Origin of the sequence: Clostridium sp. (assembly GCF_047777555.1) — a bacterium.
In the GTDB taxonomy this organism is placed as follows: domain Bacteria; phylum Bacillota; class Clostridia; order Clostridiales; family Clostridiaceae; genus Clostridium_H.
Map to the genome: position 1 here is coordinate 335,318 of NZ_JBKEEV010000001.1, position 18,954 is coordinate 354,271.

The 18,954-nt window shown below is 30.2% G+C and carries 14 protein-coding genes; 11 read left to right on the forward strand and 3 right to left on the reverse strand.

What is annotated here, in order from left to right; genetic code table 11:
• Window positions 1–12: 12 nt before the first annotated feature.
• Window positions 13–1,656, reverse strand: a complete 1,644-nt coding sequence (locus ACFWTK_RS01640) for a putative manganese-dependent inorganic diphosphatase (protein WP_415874408.1) — start codon at window positions 1,654–1,656, stop codon at window positions 13–15.
• A 185-nt stretch (window positions 1,657–1,841) separates the two neighbouring features.
• Between ACFWTK_RS01640 and ACFWTK_RS01645 the strand changes: the two genes are divergently transcribed.
• Window positions 1,842–4,388 carry a calcium-translocating P-type ATPase, SERCA-type gene (locus ACFWTK_RS01645; protein WP_415874409.1) on the forward strand — a complete coding sequence of 849 codons (2,547 nt, stop codon included), beginning with the start codon at window positions 1,842–1,844 and terminating at the stop codon, window positions 4,386–4,388.
• A gap of 24 nt (window positions 4,389–4,412) precedes the next feature.
• Here ACFWTK_RS01645 and ACFWTK_RS01650 read toward each other — a convergent pair whose 3' ends face one another.
• A complete protein-coding gene (locus ACFWTK_RS01650; RefSeq protein WP_415874410.1) occupies window positions 4,413–4,826 on the reverse strand; it encodes a hypothetical protein in 414 nt (137 codons plus the stop codon).
• Between the two features lie 256 nt (window positions 4,827–5,082).
• Between ACFWTK_RS01650 and ACFWTK_RS01655 the strand changes: the two genes are divergently transcribed.
• The gene (locus tag ACFWTK_RS01655; RefSeq protein WP_415874411.1) at window positions 5,083–7,374 is read left to right on the forward strand and encodes an AAA family ATPase; all 2,292 of its coding nucleotides are present in this window, start codon (window positions 5,083–5,085) and stop codon (window positions 7,372–7,374) included.
• A 146-nt stretch (window positions 7,375–7,520) separates the two neighbouring features.
• On the opposite strand, the gene ychF is transcribed toward ACFWTK_RS01655, so the two are convergent.
• On the reverse strand, window positions 7,521–8,618 hold the full coding sequence (gene ychF / locus ACFWTK_RS01660; protein WP_415874412.1) for a redox-regulated ATPase YchF: 1,098 nt from the start codon (window positions 8,616–8,618) through the stop codon (window positions 7,521–7,523).
• A 225-nt stretch (window positions 8,619–8,843) separates the two neighbouring features.
• On the opposite strand from ychF, the gene mraZ reads away from it, so the two are divergent.
• The 9 genes from mraZ (at window position 8,844) to ACFWTK_RS01705 (ending at window position 18,948) form a co-directional block, all read left to right on the forward strand.
• Window positions 8,844–9,272: a division/cell wall cluster transcriptional repressor MraZ gene (gene mraZ / locus ACFWTK_RS01665; RefSeq protein WP_415874413.1), complete on the forward strand. Its 429-nt coding sequence runs from the start codon at window positions 8,844–8,846 to the stop codon at window positions 9,270–9,272.
• Between the two features lie 14 nt (window positions 9,273–9,286).
• A complete protein-coding gene (gene rsmH, locus ACFWTK_RS01670) occupies window positions 9,287–10,216 on the forward strand; it encodes a 16S rRNA (cytosine(1402)-N(4))-methyltransferase RsmH (protein WP_415874414.1) in 930 nt (309 codons plus the stop codon).
• Window positions 10,217–10,243: 27 nt separating this feature from the next.
• Complete coding sequence (locus ACFWTK_RS01675) at window positions 10,244–10,738, forward strand: hypothetical protein (protein ID WP_415874415.1); 495 nt, start codon at window positions 10,244–10,246, stop codon at window positions 10,736–10,738.
• Between the two features lie 14 nt (window positions 10,739–10,752).
• The gene (locus tag ACFWTK_RS01680; RefSeq protein WP_415874416.1) at window positions 10,753–12,948 is read left to right on the forward strand and encodes a stage V sporulation protein D; all 2,196 of its coding nucleotides are present in this window, start codon (window positions 10,753–10,755) and stop codon (window positions 12,946–12,948) included.
• A gap of 97 nt (window positions 12,949–13,045) precedes the next feature.
• Complete coding sequence (locus ACFWTK_RS01685; protein WP_415874417.1) at window positions 13,046–14,494, forward strand: UDP-N-acetylmuramoyl-L-alanyl-D-glutamate--2,6-diaminopimelate ligase; 1,449 nt, start codon at window positions 13,046–13,048, stop codon at window positions 14,492–14,494.
• Window positions 14,495–15,865: a UDP-N-acetylmuramoyl-tripeptide--D-alanyl-D-alanine ligase gene (locus ACFWTK_RS01690; RefSeq protein WP_415874418.1), complete on the forward strand. Its 1,371-nt coding sequence runs from the start codon at window positions 14,495–14,497 to the stop codon at window positions 15,863–15,865.
• Window positions 15,866–15,878: 13 nt separating this feature from the next.
• A complete protein-coding gene (gene mraY, locus ACFWTK_RS01695; RefSeq protein WP_415874419.1) occupies window positions 15,879–16,856 on the forward strand; it encodes a phospho-N-acetylmuramoyl-pentapeptide-transferase in 978 nt (325 codons plus the stop codon).
• 24 nt (window positions 16,857–16,880) lie between these two features.
• Window positions 16,881–17,990 (forward strand): stage V sporulation protein E, encoded by a 1,110-nt coding sequence (gene spoVE, locus ACFWTK_RS01700; protein ID WP_415874420.1) that lies wholly within the window; start codon window positions 16,881–16,883, stop codon window positions 17,988–17,990.
• A 160-nt stretch (window positions 17,991–18,150) separates the two neighbouring features.
• Window positions 18,151–18,948: a cell division protein FtsQ/DivIB gene (locus ACFWTK_RS01705; protein ID WP_415874421.1), complete on the forward strand. Its 798-nt coding sequence runs from the start codon at window positions 18,151–18,153 to the stop codon at window positions 18,946–18,948.
• The last annotated feature ends 6 nt before the right edge of the window (window positions 18,949–18,954 follow it).

An 18,954-nucleotide genomic window follows, 5' to 3' on the forward strand; every position in this document is an offset into this window, starting at 1 on the left:
AAACCCTAATTTTTACTTGTCAGCTTCTATGGCTGCTGTAAGAGGTGGAATTACTTGTTTCTTTCTTGATAATAAATTTGGAACATAAACAGAATTATCCTTTAAAGTAACATTAAATGCTTTGGTTACATACTCAGTTTTATCTCCTACAGCTATTACCTCTGAACCATTTTGAATTATATCAGTTAAAAGTAACACAAGAAGATCAAATTTTTCAGTATCGCATTTTTGTTCCATGTAGGCTAACATTTCATCCTTTAGTGGATTAAAGCCTTCAAGATCCATAGTGCTTACTTGAGCCACTCCTATTTTATTATCTAGGAGAGTAAATGCTTTAAAGTCTGTATTGAAAATCTCATCCACACTTCTACCAGCAAAGGATGTTCCAGCTTTAAACATTTCTTTAGCATATTCTTCAACATCAATATCGGCTATTTTTGCAAGTCTATTCAGCATGATCTTGTCAAAGTTAGTAGCAGTTGGTGATTTAAATAAAAGGGTATCAGATATTATAGCGCTTGCTAGAAGACCAGCTGCTTGTTTTGAAGGTCTGATTCCATTTTCAAAGAATATAGAAGCTACTATAGAAGCTGTACATCCCACAGGTTCATTTCTAAAGTATATAGGATTGCCTGTTTGTAAATCAGCAATTCTATGATGATCTATAACCTCTATTATTTCAGCATCCTCAAGCCCTTCTACGGATTGAGATATTTCATTATGGTCTACTAAAATTACTTTCTTGTTAACTTGAGATATTAAATGATATCTTGAAATAGTACCAAGCACCTTATTATCATTATCAAGAACAGGATAATTTCTAAATCTAGTCTTAGCCATAACATTTTTTACGTCTTCAACATAGTCTGTATTTTTGAAATGAATAATTCCCTCTGTAGTCATAACGTATCTTACAGGGATACTTTGAATTATCATTCTAGCTGCTGTAAATGAATCATAAGGAGTAGTTATAATAGAACAGCCTTTATTCCTAGCTTTATCTATTACTTCAGGTCTTATATCATGATTACCTGTAACTATCATAAGAGAAGCTTTACCATCTATTATAGTTTCCTGGTTGTCTTCTCTATTTCCGCATATAATTATATCACCTGGCTCCATAATCTTTTTCAAGCTATTAGGTCCCATAGCGGCAACTAAAATCTTTCCTGCGTATTTTTCTAAATCCTTATGCTCATATATTGCTTTACCAGATAGAGTATCAACTATATTTTCAAAAGGGGTATTGCTCTTAGCCAAAATATAATTATCCCATATATCCATATAGGCTGTAGTCAAGTTTGAAAGACTGACAATTCCTATAAAGGTATCATCGTTATCTACTACGGGTAAAGTTTTTACATCGTTTTTTTTCATTAAAGTCCATGCAGTTTTTAAAGAAGTTTCTGGATATACAGGTGCGACTTTATCCATATTCAAATCTTTAACTTGAGCTTTTAAACTTTCAACAAAACGAGGTTTTTTTACTCCAAAGTAATCTAATACAAATTGAGTTTCTCTGCTCACATCACCTATCCTAATAGGTATTGCATTTAAACCAGCAGATTTATTCTTAAATTCCGCATAAGCAAGAGCAGAACATATTGAATCTGTATCTGGGTTTTTATGTCCTGTAATGTAAACTACATCTTTCATCTAATGTTCCTCCTACATAATAATAAAAAGTTACTTTACTATTTTACCATAAAACCAGTATATTTTATAATTTTTTAAAAAAATATATTTTTTTTCATAAGTTGCTAGGTAATATTCATATATTATTCTAGGGGTGCAAAGAATTGGATAATTAAATGGTGGCTTAAAATGATAGGGGGAAGAACATGGTTAGTGAAAAAAATATGATGAGAGGTCTTACAAATGAAGAAGCCGAAAAAAGATTAAAGGAATATGGACTAAATACACTAAAGAAAAAAAAGAAAATTTCACCTATAAAGATATTTTTAGAACAATTTAATGATTTCATAATTTGGGTATTACTAGTAGCTACTATATTATCAGCTCTTATAGGAGAGAAAGCAGATGCTATAACTATAATCATTATAGTTGTTATGAATGCTATTTTAGGTTTTATTCAGGAATTTAGAACTGAGAAATCCTTAGAAGCATTAAAAAGTCTTGCAGCGCCTACAGCAAAAATAATTAGAAATGGTGAAATAATAGTAATCAATGCAGAATTTTTGGTTCCGGGAGATTTAGTAATTCTAGAAAGTGGAGATAGAGTGCCAGCAGACTGCATACTTCTCGAGGGAAATAATATTCTTGCAGACGAGTCCTTGCTTACTGGAGAATCTGTAGGAGTAGAAAAGAGCTTAGATAATAAAAATAATAGTGTTTATATGGGTACTATAATACTTAGGGGAAAAGGGACAGCACGAGTACTTAAAACTGGAATGCAAACCGAAATGGGTAAGATAGCCAATATGCTGGACAGTATAGAAACTGAAAAGTCTCCTTTAAAGAAAAAATTAGCTTCCTTAGGTAAAGTAATGGTTGTAATATGTATAGCTATATGTGCTTTAGTGACTTTACTTGGGATTGCTAGAGGACAGGATAAGTATCAAATGTTTTTGCTCGGGGTAAGTTTGGCAGTTGCTGCGATCCCAGAGGGAATGGCTGCCATAGTTACAGTGGCTCTAGCTTTAGGGGTTTCTAGAATGCTAAAAAGAAATGCTCTTGTAAGAAAACTTCCTGCTGTAGAAACTTTAGGATGTACATCAATAATATGCAGCGATAAGACCGGAACTCTTACACAAAATAATATGACTGTAGAAAAAATATATTATAATAATAAGCTCTATGATGTTAAAGAAAAAAATGAGACAAACTTCGAAATTCTAAAAAAGGCTTTCGTATATTGTAATGACTGCGGGTACGATTTTAATCAAAAAGATTTTGAAAAATCACTATTTGGTGATCCAACAGAAACAGCATTAATAAAAGCTTTTTTTAATAGAAGTAGTGATATAAAAGAATTTTTAAGCAAGGGAAAGAGAATTTATGATATACCTTTTGACTCTAATAGAAAAATGATGTCTGTAATAATAGAAGAAGGAAGAAAAAAGAGATGTTATGTTAAAGGGGCTCCTGAGAGAGTAATAGAAAGATGTAGTTATATTTTAATAAATAATGAAGTAGTTCCTTTTAAAGGGGAGTATAAAGATAGAGTGATAAAGCAAGTTGAAGAAATGTCTTACAATGCTTTAAGATGTATAGCTGCTGCCTATAAGGATTCAGATATATCTAAAGGCAATAATTTAGAAAATAATTTAATATTTATAGGGGTAGCAGGCATGAAAGATCCTCCAAGGAGAGAGGCAAAGGATGCTGTATTAAAGTGTAAAATGGCTGGAATAAGACCGATTATGATTACAGGAGATCATAAGAATACTGCTTATGCTATTGCAAAGGAATTAGGCATATGTAGAAGAGAAGAAGAAGTAATTACAGGAGAAGAATTAGACAAATTATCTGAAAAAGAGCTATATGATAGAATAAATAGACTCTTTGTATTTGCAAGGGTCAGTCCTAAACATAAATTGAGAATTGTAAAGGCATTTAAAAATAAAAATAACATAGTAGCCATGACTGGTGATGGAGTAAATGATGCTCCAGCTGTAAAGGAAGCGGATATAGGTATATCTATGGGTATATCAGGAACGGATGTTACGAAAGAAGCTTCATCTATGATATTATTGGATGATAATTTTGCTACTATAGTTTCAGCGGTGGAAGAGGGACGAATTATATATGATAATATAAGAAAATTTATAAGATATTTGCTATCCTGCAATCTGGGAGAAGTTCTTACAATGTTTTTATCATCCTTATTCTATTTAGAAACACCTCTTCTTCCAATACAAATATTACTTGTAAATTTAGCTACTGATGGACTTCCAGCTATAGCTCTTGGAGTGGATCCCCCTGATAAGGATATAATGCTTCAAAGACCAAGAGAAAAAGATGAAAGTGTGTTTGCAAGGGGATTAAAAGAAAAAATTTTGATAAGAGGAAGTTTAATAGGAGTATGTACAGTATTAGCTTTTCTAACAGGAAAATACTATGGTATGAACTTAAATGCTTGTAGAACTTTAGCATTAGGAACATTAATAATGTCACAGCTAATTCATGTATTTGAATGCAGATCTGAAAAACACTCTATTTTTGAAATTAAGTTATTTACAAATATATACCTTGTAGGAGCTGTTTTAGTATCAGTTTGTATGCTTTTGGCTATAATATATGTGCCATTTTTGAGAAACATATTTCATACAGTGGCTTTAAATTTAGGACAATGGGCTATAATCTTATTTTACTCAGGAACTATTTCATTTATAAACAGTCTATATTTATTTATGAGAAAAAGATAAAAACGTTGACGAAAGCCAACGTTTTTATCTATATTTTATTTTTTGAGCTTGCTGGATTTTTTTAATAGCATCTCCTTCAACAGGAACTAATTGACCTTTAGTAGTCATATTCAATATATTGAGAATTTTAATGGTTTCTCTGTCGCTTTTACCTTTTTTACCTTTCAGTCCTTGAATTATTAAAGAATGACCTTGAGCTATTGTCATGAATTCTGGCTTTTTAAACCACCTATTTGTTTTATAATAACATTTGATTATATTTTTACTTCTATCAGGTTTAATTAATATAGATACAGCTAATTTATGGAAAATCCCTAGTATGGATTTTTCTTGTATTTTTATTGACATAACCTTACCTTGAGCTTGAGTGATTCTATCACCATATTTTCTTAAGTAATTTTTAGTGTAACTTTCAGTTAATTTTTCTTTAAAACTCATATAAATAACTCCTTTACAAATGATTTCTATGAATGAATTTAAATTAAACACCATTATAACTAGGTTTTATTATATCATAGTATTATTTTTTTTAAAACAATTAATTATAGCTTAACCAAATATGAGCAAATACATACAAAATTCTCTAAATATATAGGAATGTAATAATTCATAAATATTTATATTAATTTTGTTCCTAAATTGATGAATATAGAATATTAATATAATAAGTGTGATGAAAGGGAGGGATAGAATTATGGAGTTATCATCCCATGATGTTATATATAATTTTGATTTTAGAGATATTGATTTAAGAAAAGATAAACTTGATTTACCTGAATATAATTGGGAGGTTTATGAAAATATTAAGACAGCTCTAGAGATAGAAGATGAAGGATATAATGTTTATTTAATAGATGATTTTTCTAAAGTAAAATTAAAAAATCTTAAAGAATATATAGAAGAAATTTTTAAAAATAGAGATAAACCTAAAGATATATGCTATGTGATAAAAGAAGATGCAGAAAAACCTTATCCCTTATATATATCTGATGGGAAGGGATACTTATTTAAAAAGACTATGGAAGAAATTCAAAGTTTTTATTTTAAATCCATATATGAATTTTATAACGGTTCCACAAATAAAGACAAAGAAGAGATAATTGAAAATATACAAAAAAAGAGGAGTGAACTAATAACTGAACTTATGAATAATGCTCATAATCAAGGATTTGATTTAAGATCAACAAATAGAGGTTTTACATTTATTCCAATAAGTAATGGAGAGGTTATGACTGAAAAAGAATATGATGCTCTTGAACCAAAAAGTAAAGAAGAAATATTAAAGAAGGTTAATAATCTTAAAATAAAATCTACAGAAATATTAGATTCATTAAAAGATATAGAAATAGTAGAAGTAAAAAAGATAAAAAAAATAATGAATGATTTTTTAAAAGAACAATCTAATGAAACAAAAGAAAAGTACAGAAAAGAGTTTCATAAAGATGAAGAAGTAGTAAAATTCCTAGATGAAATGTGTGAAGAAATAGAAAATGATACATGTGATAATTATTCAATGATATATGAAGATGATGAAGATAAAATAAATGAGATAATTATGAGATACGATGTTAATATACTTGTTGATAACAGCAAGTATGATAAACCAAGAGTTATATTTGAAGAAGATCCTAATGTAATAAATTTGTTAGGAAGCATAGAATACAAAAATCAAAATGGAACTTATGTTACAGATTTATCTTTAATTAAAAGCGGAAGTATTCTTAAAGCTAATGAAGGATGCCTTATAATCAGAGCTAACAGTCTTTTATCTAATCCAACAGCCTATTATAATTTAAAAAAGACTATTATGAGTGGAAAGCTTAATTTTAATTACAATAGAGGATATGCAGAACTAATATCTTTAAGCAGTCTAGATCCAGAACCTATTAAATTAAAACAAAAGATAATTATAATTGGAGATTATGAAACCTATGATATTTTATTTACCTATGATGAAGATTTTAGAAAGATATTCAAAATTAAAGCTCAATATAATCCTATAGTTAATATTAATAATGATACAAAGTTTTCATTGATAAGCAATCTTAATAAGTTATGTGATGATGGAAAACTAAAGACACTAGATAAAGGGGCTATAAAGGAAATTGCTAAATATTTATCTCGAAAGGCTGAGAATAGAAATAAATTTTATATAGATAATGATGAAATAAAGAAAATTATTACCATATGTAGTAATAAAGTTGAAAGAGAAGGAAGAGAAATTATTACTAAAGATGATATAATTAAAATAATATATAAAGAAGATTTAATAGAAAAAGAAATAAGAGAGTACTATGAAGAAGAAAAAATACTTTTAAGTGTAAAAGATAAGCGAGTAGGACAGATAAATGGTCTCTCTGTAGTTAGCACAGGATATTTAAGCTTTGGAAAGCCTATAAGGATAACCTGCTCTTGTTATAGAGGAGAAGGAGAGATAATAGATGTACAGAAGCAAAGCGATTTAAGTGGAAGCATTCATAGTAAGGCGGTCAACATTTTAAAGGGATACATTAGTAATATATTTGGAAGATATGATAAGTTACCAGTTAATTTTCATTTAAGTTTTGAACAGATATATGGAAAAATAGAGGGGGACAGCGCTTCTGTAGCTGAACTAATCAGTATGATTTCAGCTTTGAGCAATATACCAATAAAACAGAACATTGCAGTTACGGGATCTATAAACCAATTTGGAGATGTTCAAGCAATAGGTGGAGTTAATGAAAAAATTGAAGGCTTTTTTAAAGTATGTAAGGTTATAGATTCAATTGAAGGCAAAGGAGCATTGATTCCACATTCTAACAAAATGGATTTGATTTTAAATGATGAAGTAGAGAAGGCTGTAAAGGATGGAAAGTTTCACATATATACCATGAATACAGTAAAAGATGCTATAAATATTTTAATGGGAGACTATGATGAAGTAATGGATAGTATAAAAAAGGAACTTAAGAAATACGTAAGAAAAGAAAGAAACAACCAATAGAGAAAGGCAAAATGCCGCAAGTTAAAAAATTAAATTTTTAGTTTAAAGTTTTAAGTGTAAAGTGTAAAGTACTAAAAGTACAGCATATATTTATGTAGTTTTTATTAAAAAATATTGCATACTTTTTACTTTACACTTTAAACTTTTTATACGTTGAACCTGAAGTTTACAATATCTCCGTCTTGCATAATATAGTCCTTACCTTCTAATCTGTAAAAACCTTTCTCTTTAGCAGCAGCTTCAGACCCACATTCTATAAGTTTATCATAGGATATAATTTCTGCTCGTATAAATCCTCTTTCAATATCTGTATGAATTTTACCAGCAGCCTTAGGAGCTTTGGTTCCTTTTTTTATAGTCCAAGCTCTAACTTCATCTTTACCAGCTGTTAAAAAGCTCATAAGACCTAAAAGAGAATAGCTTGAACGTATGAGTTTGTTAAGTCCTGGCTCTGTAAGACCATACTCAGATAGCAATTCATCCCTTTCATCATCTTCAAGAGATGACAATTCTTCTTCTATTTTTGCGCATATAGTTATTACCTCAGAATTTTCTTCTTTTGCATACTCTTTAACTGTTTTTACAAAGTCATTTTCAGAGTTTCCAGACACAAGATCATCTTCAGATATATTAGCAACATATAGTATAGGTTTTGAAGTAATTAAAAATAACCCCTTTACAATAGCATTTTCCTCATCAGTAAATTCCATTGTTCTAACTGGTTTATTAGATTCAAGATGAGCTTTAATTCTCTCCATTACTTCAAGTTCAAACTTTGCATCTTTAATTCCACCTCGAACAGCCTTAACTCCTTTTTCAATCCTTCTTTCAAGGACTTCAAGGTCTGCTAATATGAGCTCAAGATTTATTGTCTCTATGTCACGTATAGGATCAATGGAACCTTCAACATGGACTATGTTGTCATCTTGAAAACATCTTACAACATGTACTATAGCTTCTACTTCTCTAATATGGGATAAAAATTTATTTCCAAGTCCCTCACCCTTACTAGCACCTTTTACAAGTCCTGCAATATCATAAAACTCTATAGTAGCATATATTTTCTTTTTTGGATTATATATTTTTTCAAGCACGTCTAATCTTTTATCTGGAACAGTTACTACTCCCACATTAGGTTCGATAGTACAAAATGGATAGTTTGCAGATTCTGCTCCAGCTTTAGTTATGGCATTAAATAAAGTGCTTTTTCCAACATTAGGTAGACCAACAATTCCTAATTTCATCTATGTACATTCCTTTCTTATCATTTATTATAATATTCTAGTAAATTATACTCTAGATTGGATTTCATTGCAAGAAAGGCACTTTTATAATTAGTTTAATGGAATATTAAAATTGTATTAAAAAACTAATTTTAAAGAAGGAAATTTCTAATGCGTATAGAATAATAACACTTAGTGGTTAAAAGTGGAGCAAAGTGGAGAGAAAATGATTATTAGGGGTGGAAAATGTTCATAGGAGAATATACACATTCTTTAGATAGTAAAAATAGAATGATAATTCCTTCTAAGTTTAGAGAAGATTTAGGTGATAGATTTGTATTGACTAAAGGACTTGATGGATGTTTATATATCTATCCTATGGATGAGTGGAAGATACTAGAACAAAAACTGAAAAAACTCCCACTAACCAGTAAAGATGCTAGAGCATTTGTAAGGTTTTTCTTTTCTGGAGCTAATGAAGTGACTTTAGACAAGCAAGGAAGAGCATTAATACCTCAAAATCTTTTAGAATATGCTCAAATAAATAAGGAAATAGTAAGTATTGGGGTAATGACCAGAATTGAAATATGGGGAAAAGAAAAATGGGAAGAATATAATTCCTCAAATATTGACTTTAATGAAATAGCAGAAAAGATGAGCGAACTTGGAATATAGAAAAGGAGAATAATATGGAATTTAAGCATGTATCAGTATTATTAAACGAAGTTATAGAAGCTTTGAATATAAAAGAAAATGGAATATATGTAGATTGTACTCTAGGAGGAGCAGGACATTCAAGTGAAATACTTAAGAGGCTATCTCCAGAAGGAAGACTTATTGGAATAGATCAAGACACAAATGCTATAAAAGCTGCTAAAGAAAGATTAAAAGGATACAGCAACGTAACCTATGTACATGATAACTTTTACAATATAGACTGTATTTTAAAAGAACTTAATATAGATGGCGTAGATGGGGTTCTAATGGATTTAGGAGTTTCTTCTTATCAACTAGATACTGCTGAAAGAGGATTTAGCTATATGAAAGATGCTCCTCTTGATATGAGAATGAACACTGAGAAAAGTATTTCAGCTTATGAAATAGTAAACGAATATAGTGAAGAGGAGCTTTTTGGAATTATAAGGGACTATGGAGAAGAAAAATTCGCAAAAAAAATAGCTAGGAATATAGTCAGCTCAAGAAATATTAAACCTATTGAAACCACCTTAGAGCTGGTAGATGTTATAAAAAGATCTATACCAATTAAATTTCAGCAGGGAGGCCATCCAGCTAAAAAAACTTTTCAAGCTATAAGGATAGAAGTGAATAAAGAGCTTGAAATATTGAATAAAGCTGTGGAGGATAGTATAAAAAATCTAAACTCAGGCGGAAGAATTGCTATAATAACTTTTCATTCTTTAGAAGATAGAATAATAAAGACTAAATTTAAAGAACTTCAAAATCCATGCACTTGTCCAAAGGAATTTCCTGTATGTGTATGTGGTAAAAAGCCTGTTATAGATATAATTACTAAAAAACCAATTGAACCTTCAGAAGAAGAAAAAGATTCAAATCCAAGAAGTAGGAGTTCAAAACTGAGAGTGGCACAAAAAATATAGTTCTAAAACTAGGATGGAGGGAATAAATTGATAATAAATGATAGAAATAATATAAATGGTAACAATGCTTTAGCACCCCAAAAAATGCCTTCTAGACAAATTGACTATGATAAACAAAGAGACTTAGAAAAGCTAAAAAAGGAGCACATTAAAATTAATAAGCAAAAGTCAGTAAACAAGAAAGCAAAGATTTTAAGGAACATTATATTCTGTTTTATTATTGGCATTACTGTAATATACAGGTACTCTATAATATACAATATCGAAAAAGATATATTGGATGTAAAAAGTGAGATTTCTACAGTCAATTCAGAAAACGAAAACTTAAAAATTGGATTACTAAAGTATAGCAATATTAAAGAAATAGAAAATAATGCAGTGAAAAACTTGAATATGTTACCTAAGACTGAATCTAATATTGTATACATAAACTTGGAAAAAAATAACTTTAAAAATTTTTCAGAAGAAGAGGTTAAAGAAAATGAGGGGATAGTTGAGAGATTAAAGAAGATTTTATATTAACGGAGGTAAAAAGTGTGGCTAAAAAGGAATATAGAGACAAAGTTATAGTAAAGCGAAGGATGCTGGTAGTTTTTGGCATGCTTTTGCTTTTGTTTTTTGGACTGACAATTAGATTAGGGTATATTATGATGGTAAAGTCTCCAAAGTATAAAAATATTGCTACAGATCAATGGACAAGTGAAGTTAAAATCGAGGCAAGAAGAGGAAAAATTTTGGATAGAAATGGTCAAGAGTTAGCAGTAAGCGCTAACGTATATAGAGTTGACTTAGATATGAATACTCTAAGACAAACAAAGGCAAAATATGAAATCGATGATGAAGAAATAGCATCAGCATTAGCTACAGCTCTTAATATGGACAAGGAAGAAGTACTTAAAACTCTAAAAAAGACTCTGCCAAGCGGATTACCTCTTGGTTCAGCTACTTTAAAAAGAAGAATTGAAAAAGAAGAGGCGGATAAGGTCAGAAACATTGAAATTAAAGGACAAAAATTGAGAGGAGTTATAGTATCACCTGATACAAAAAGGTATTATCCTAATGGGAATTTCCTAGCCCATGTATTAGGACATACAAGATCAGATGGAGAGGGCTTAACAGGCGTAGAATTAACCTATAATAAATACTTAGCAGGGATTCCAGGAGTAAAAATTGCAGAGACAGATAACAAAAGTCAAGATCTTCCTTATACAATTTCAGAATACACAAAGCCTGTACCTGGGAAAGATGTAGTACTTACTATAGACGAAATGATACAGCACTTTGCTGAGAAAGCTGCAGATCAAGCTTTAATTGATAACAAGGCTAAAGCGGTTACTGTTATGGTGATGAATCCTAAGAATGGAGAAGTGCTTGCTATGGCTAATAAACCAGATTATAATCCTAATTCTCCTTGGGAGGAAGGGAAGACATATGAAGAACTTCAAAAGAATTGGAGAAATAGGGCTGTCAGTGATACCTTTGAACCAGGTTCTATTTTTAAGGTTATAACAGCAGCTGCTGCTTTAGAAGAAAAAGTAGTAGATGAGGACAGTTATGAAGTTACCTGCGGAGGCGGTACAACCATTGGGAAAAGAACAATTCACTGTTGGAAAAGAACTGGTCATGGAACAGAAACATTTGCTGATATACTCAAAAATTCATGTAATGTAGGATTTATGGATTTAGGAAGAAAGTTAGGAGCAGAAAAGCTAAATAAACATATACAACTCTTTGGATTAGGCGAAAAAACCGGTATAGATCTTCCAGGAGAAGCGAAAGGAATAGTTAAGAAAACTGAAAATATAAGTGAAACAGATTTAGCTACCATATCTTTTGGTCAGACAAATACATTAACAGCTATACAGTATATGAGAGCTTTAAATGCAATAGCTAACGGGGGATACTTAATAAAACCTCATGTAGTAAAAGAAATAGTTCATTATGATGAAAATAATAAAAGAATAGTTGATGTGAATTTTGATAATATAGAACAGGAAAAGAAAAAAATTGAAGATGAAGATGTAATGGCTAAATTAAGAGGATATTTAGAAAAGGTAGTATCAGAAGGTGGAGGACAAAATGCTTTTGTAGATGGATATAAAATAGCTGGTAAGACAGGGACAGCACAAAAGGTTGTAAATGGTAAGTATGCTGCAGGTAAATATATTGCATCTTTTGGAGGCATGGCACCAGCTGATGATCCTAAAATTACTGTGTTTATATCTATTGATGAACCAGATCCATCTAAATACTATGCTGGACAGATTGCTGCACCAGTTGCAAAACAAGTATTTACTGATATATTTAATTATATGGCTCTAAATAGCAGCGATGCTGATAAAATTATGGTTAGAAATGTAACTGTTCCTGAAGTAAGAGGACTAAAAAAAGAAGAGGCTACAAAGATTTTAAAAGATGCTAAACTAAGTTATGAAATAACTGGTGATGGTGAATATATAGTAGATATGACGCCTAAACCAGGTTATGCCGTAAGCGAAGGCGGCAAAATAGTACTTTACAGCGGGGACTCACAAAACTATAATAAGGAAGTAGTGGTACCAAATCTTAAAGGATATGATAAGGATAAAGCTATAGAACTTCTTAAAAGCCTTGGAATTGAGGCTAAAATTATTGGAGAAGGAGTAGTATCTGAGCAGAGCATAGCAGCAGGAAACAAAGTAAATAAAGGCACTGCTACAATAGTTTTAACTCTTAATGAGTTTGGAGATTAAAAAAGAGAAATTTAAAAAGTTTTAACTTAAAGATAATATGTGATTAGCATAACCATGCTAATCACATTAATTTGTTAATTAAGAGGTGATTATTAATATGAAGCTTTCAGAAATATTACGAGGATTAGAGTACAGTGTTGTTCAAGGAAACATAGATTTAAACATAAGTGAAGTTCAATATGATTCGAGAAAAGTCAAAAAAGAAGATTTATTTGTTTGCATTGAGGGATTTAATGTTGATGGACATAAATATGTAAATAGCGCTGTTAAAAATGGTGCGGCAGCTATAGTTTGCAGCAAGGACTTAGAAGATAGTTTGAATTGTACTGTAATAAAAGTTAAGGATACAAGAGAAGCGCTTGCTGTAATATCAAATAATTTCTATAAAAATGCAGCAGAGACAATAAAATTAATAGGAATCACAGGAACAAATGGTAAAACGACTTCTACGTATATGATTAAATCGATTTTAGAGCATGCTGGATATAATGTAGGTCTTATAGGAACCATAGCAAATTATATTGGAAACGAAAAAATTAAATCGGAAAGGACTACACCTGAATCCTTAGAACTTCATGAATTGTTTAACAAAATGAAGGAAAAGGGTGTAGACTATTGTGTAATGGAAGTATCTTCTCATTCCTTAAGTTTAAATAGAGTCTATGGATTAAATTTCTCCCAGGCTATATTTACTAACTTAACTCAGGACCACTTAGATTTTCATAAGACCTTTGAAAATTATTACAAAGCTAAGCTTAAGTTATTTAAAAATGCAAAAAGTTCTATAATTAATGTAGATGATATGTATGGAAGAAGGATGCTTAAGGACATACCACAAGCTAGTGATATACTAACTTATTCCCTTGAGAGCGGAGATTTAATTGCAAAAAATATTATGAATCATTCAAGAGGAGCAGAGTTTGACTTATATTATAAGAATGATTATATACATATTCAGTTAAGTATTCCAGGAAGATATAATGTCTATAATGCTTTATGTAGCGCTGGAGCATGTATTAAAGAAGGAATTTCATTAGAAAAAATAAAAGAAGGGCTTGAAAAGGTAGTTGTTCCTGGAAGATGTGAAATAGCAACAAAAGATTACAATTTAGGATTTGATGTTATTATTGATTACGCTCATACTCCAGATGGATTAGAAAATATATTAAAAACAGCAAGAGAGTTTACAAAAGGAAGATTAATAAGCGTATTTGGATGCGGAGGAGATAGAGATAAGACCAAAAGACCTATAATGGGTAGAATAGGTTCAGAGCTATCGGATATAGCTATAATTACATCTGATAATCCAAGAACTGAAGACCCTATGCTTATATTAAAAGATATTGTAAATGGAATAGAGAAGGACAATTACATTTTAATTGAAAATAGGAAAGAAGCTATAAAAAAAGCCATGGAGATAGCTGAAAAAGGTGATGTTATAGTTGTTGCTGGTAAAGGTCATGAGGACTATCAGATACTAAAGGATAAAGTTATACATTTTGATGAAAGAGAAGTAATAAGAGATATTATAAAGGAGTTGTTTTAAGTGGAATCACTAAGTTTTGAAGAAATTGTTGAAGCAATAAATGGAAAAGTATACATAAATGCTGGCGATAATAAATATAATAATTTGAGTACAGATACAAGAAAAATATGCAAAGATAGTATATTTATAGCTCTAAAAGGTCAGAATTTTAATGGAAATGATTATATAAAAGAAGCTAGTGAGAAAGGTGCTAATCTTTGCATAGTTGATGAAATAAAATTTAAAAGTAAAGATCTAAGCAAAAGTACTTCTATTATATTAGTAGAAGATACAAAAAAAGCTTTGCTAGACTTAGCGGAGTATTACAGAAGTAAGTTAAAAGTAAAGGTAATAGGAATAACAGGATCAACAGGAAAAACATCTACTAAAGATCTAACCGCGGCAGCTTTAGGTTCTAAGTTCAAGGTTTTTAAAACAAAAGGTAACTTTAATAATGAAATAGGCCTTCCTTTGATGATATTTGAACTAGATAACAGCTATGATATAGCAGTTTTAGAAATGGGCATGAGCAACCTAGGAGAAATACACAGATTAGCAAAAACTGCAAGACCAGATATTGCTATAATGACTAACATAGGAATATCGCATATTGAAAATTTAAAAACTAGAGAAAATATCCTAAAAGCAAAAATGGAAATTACAGACTTTTTCACTAAAGATAATGTACTAATAGTAAATGGAGAAAATGATCTATTATCAACTATTTCTTCAAAAGAGTATAAAATAGTGAAAGTTGGGTTTAAAGAAGGAGACTTTAAGGCGATTGATATATTCACGGATGAAGAACACGTTGAATTTACTGTAGATGATGGAATAGAGAAGGAGAGGTTTAATATACCGGTTCCAGGTAATCATAATGTACTAAATTCCTTACTAGCAATTGCAGCTGGTAGAATTATGAATATAGAATACGGCAAATTAAAAGAAGGAATCAAAAATTTGAGCGCTACGTCAATGAGATTAGACATAATAAAAGGAAATAAATTTACTATAATTGATGATAGTTATAACGCAAGTCCTGATTCTATGAAAGCTGCTCTTGATGTAATGAGCACTATGAAGGTTGGTAGAAAGATAGCAGTACTTGGAACTATGAAAGAGCTAGGAGATGAGTCTTATAAGTTTCATAAAGAAGTTGCTAAATATGCCAAGGATAAAGGAATAGATTTACTTGTTACTATAGGAGAATTTAATAAGGCATATAAAGAAGGATTCAATGATGATGGTAAATTTAAGGAGTTCAACAATGTAGATGATGCTTGTGAATTTTTAGAAGAAAATATCAAAGAGAAAGATTGTATATTGATAAAAGCTTCAAGAAGCATGAAATTTGAAACTATAGTAAACAAGCTTAAAGCTAAAAACTGCTAAAGGAGATAGAATTATGAGTTTGATGATTTATTCAGTATTAGTAGCATTTATTATATCTATACTTCAAGGACCTATACTAATACCTCTATTGCATAAACTGAAATTTGGTCAAAATATAAGAGATGAAGGACCTCAAAGTCATAAAAAAAAGTCTGGAACACCTACCATGGGCGGAATTATATTCATTCTTTCTAGTATAATAACAGTGTTTATTGTATTAAAGAAACCAGGTTTTGAAACTTTACTTGCAATATTTGCTTTTGTGTCTTTCGGAATAATAGGGTTAGTCGATGATTTATTAAAAATAATACATAAAAAAAATGAAGGATTAAAGGCGTATCAAAAAATGTTATTACTCCTTATCGTATCATCGATAATCGCTTTTTATGCATATAATGATCCTAAGATAGGCAGCAGTATAATAGTTCCTTTTATACACAAGACATGGAATTTGGGAATTTTTTATGTACCATTTATAATATTGTACTTCGCAGCAACTACTAATGCTGTAAATTTGACAGATGGATTGGATGGTTTAGCTACAAGTATTACTTTGCTTGTTATAACTTTTTTTGCTGTGGTAAGCTATGCTACAGGCTATTATACACTTTCTATATTCTGCGCTGCAATAGGCGGAGGACTTTTAGGATTCTTGAGATATAACGCTCATCCAGCACAAATCTTTATGGGAGATACTGGTTCATTAGCATTAGGAGGAGCAGTAGCAGTAGTGGCTATGATACTGAAACTTCCTTTAATAGTTATAATTGTTGGTGGTATTTATTTAGCAGAAACATTGTCTGTAATAATTCAAGTTACATCTTTTAAGTTATTTGGAAAGAGAGTTTTTAAGATGAGTCCATTACACCATCATTTTGAACTGAGTGGGTGGCATGAAACGAAAGTTGTTTCAGTATTTTCTATAGTAACAGTAATATTGTGCTTGATTGGCTTTTTGTCCTTAATGCAAATGAATAGGTTAACTCTATAATCAATCTAAATAGGAGGATATGTTATGGAAAAACCCAAAAATAAAATGGGTCAGGTTGATTTTGTATTATTTACAACTATATTAATTTTAGTGGCAATAGGCATAATCATGGTATATAGTGCTAGCTCATATGCTTCACTGCACAGTAAAGCTTATAATTATGATGATATGTATTTTCTAAAAAAGCAGGGATTATGGGCAATTATAGGCAGTACTTTTATGATTATTGCTGAAAAAAGAGATTATCACAAACTAAAGAAAGATACAAAGTTTCTTATGATAGTAACAATAATTTTACTTTTTGCTGTATTTGCTTTTCCTGATAATCATGGAGCTAGAAGGTGGATATACCTTCCAGGAGGTGCTTCTATTCAGCCATCAGAAATTGCTAAATATGTAGTTGTACTATATTTGGCTAAAAGCATAGAGCAAAAGGGTGAAAAGATAAAAACATTCAGATATGGTATTTTGCCGTATTTGTTGGTATCAGGTTTCTTTGCAGGTATAGTACTGATGGAAAAAAATCTTAGTATTGCATCAGTTATAATGATTGTTACAATGATTGTATTATTTGCATCAGGCTGCAGGATAAAGCATATGGCTATGCTGTTTTCATTTGTATTTGCGGCAGGAATAACTTTTACAGTAACTGAGTCATACAGAATGAAGAGGCTTCTAAGTTTCCTAGATCCATGGAAAGATCCAAAGGGAGATGGATATCAATTAATTCAATCTCTTTTAGCCTTGGGATCAGGGGGAATATTAGGAATGGGTATTGGAAAGTCAAGACAAAAGTGCTACTACATACCAGAACCTCACAATGATTTTATATTCTCAATTATTGGTGAGGAACTAGGATTAATAGGATGTATTATCATTATTTGCTTATTCTTAGTATTTATTTGGAGAGGAATTAGAACAGCTGTGAGAGCTAAAGATATATTTGGTACTTTATTGGCTATAGGAATAACAGGAGTAATTGCCGTTCAAGCTATAATAAACATAGCAGTTGTAACTGGATCAATGCCTGTTACAGGGGTACCATTACCTTTTATAAGCTACGGAGGATCTTCTCTAGTATTTAATTTAATTGCCATGGGAGTGCTTCTTAACATATCTAGGCAGACTAATTAAAACTTAAATAAAAAAGCATTGTTCACAGGAGCGATGCTTTTTTGTATTATAATTACAAATATATTAATTTAATTAAAAAAAGTATTAAACAAGTTTAATCTTAATATATTATGTGGTATTATAGAGATAGAAATTTTAAAAGCTTTGAAAGGATTCAATTATGAAAAGTAGCTTAATATCAAAAAACAACTTTCAAAATAAATATGGAGAAAATGAGCTGATTCAAAAAAGAAGGAAAAGAAAAAAAATAAAGAGATATATACTTTTAAGTATCCTGCTCATATCTATAAGTATTATATTATGTTTGAAATTGCCATATTTTAATATTAATACTATAGAGGTAGAAAATAATAGAAATATAACTTCTAATGAGATTATAAAGTTATCAAACATTGAAATAGGAAAAAATATTTTCTATATAAATCTAAAGCGTAGTAAGACTAATATAATGAAAAACTCGTATATATTGGATGTAAAGATAAGAAGACAGTTGCCTAATAAGATTAAAATTCATGTAGAAGAAAGAACAGCAGTGTTTTATATTAAAAGAGGTGAAAAATATCTTGTAGTAGATAGTAATGGAGTTATATTAGAAGAAAAAGAAATAATAAATGGAATGAAGCTTATTAGACTTGATGGATTTGATAAAGATAATTACAAGGTTGGAGAAGTAATCAAAGTACAGGATACTAGAAAAATAGAGATTATAACTGAAATAACTAAGCTTATTAAAAATTTGAATGAAGGTATACCAGAACCATCTATAGTGGATTTAAAGGATTTAACGGATATAAAAATATGTTATGGTGATATGGTAATTAAATTAGGGACAAGCGATAACATGGAAAAAAAATATAACATGGCTATAAATATTTTAATGTATAACAAATTAGCAAATAAAAAAGGGTATATTGATGTAAGTTATAAAGGAGACCCAGTATTTTTAGTAGAAAGCTAGGAGGAC

Coding starts and splice junctions, on each gene's coding strand:
- ACFWTK_RS01705 (WP_415874421.1), top strand. CDS start 18,151: ATGAAAAGTAGCTTAATATCAAAAAACAACTTTCAAAATAAATATGGA.
- mraZ (WP_415874413.1), top strand. CDS start 8,844: ATGTTCATAGGAGAATATACACATTCTTTAGATAGTAAAAATAGAATG.
- ychF (WP_415874412.1), bottom strand. CDS start 8,618: ATGAAATTAGGAATTGTTGGTCTACCTAATGTTGGAAAAAGCACTTTA.
- ACFWTK_RS01685 (WP_415874417.1), top strand. CDS start 13,046: ATGAAGCTTTCAGAAATATTACGAGGATTAGAGTACAGTGTTGTTCAA.
- ACFWTK_RS01645 (WP_415874409.1), top strand. CDS start 1,842: ATGGTTAGTGAAAAAAATATGATGAGAGGTCTTACAAATGAAGAAGCC.
- rsmH (WP_415874414.1), top strand. CDS start 9,287: ATGGAATTTAAGCATGTATCAGTATTATTAAACGAAGTTATAGAAGCT.
- mraY (WP_415874419.1), top strand. CDS start 15,879: ATGAGTTTGATGATTTATTCAGTATTAGTAGCATTTATTATATCTATA.
- ACFWTK_RS01650 (WP_415874410.1), bottom strand. CDS start 4,826: ATGAGTTTTAAAGAAAAATTAACTGAAAGTTACACTAAAAATTACTTA.
- ACFWTK_RS01640 (WP_415874408.1), bottom strand. CDS start 1,656: ATGAAAGATGTAGTTTACATTACAGGACATAAAAACCCAGATACAGAT.
- ACFWTK_RS01655 (WP_415874411.1), top strand. CDS start 5,083: ATGGAGTTATCATCCCATGATGTTATATATAATTTTGATTTTAGAGAT.
- spoVE (WP_415874420.1), top strand. CDS start 16,881: ATGGAAAAACCCAAAAATAAAATGGGTCAGGTTGATTTTGTATTATTT.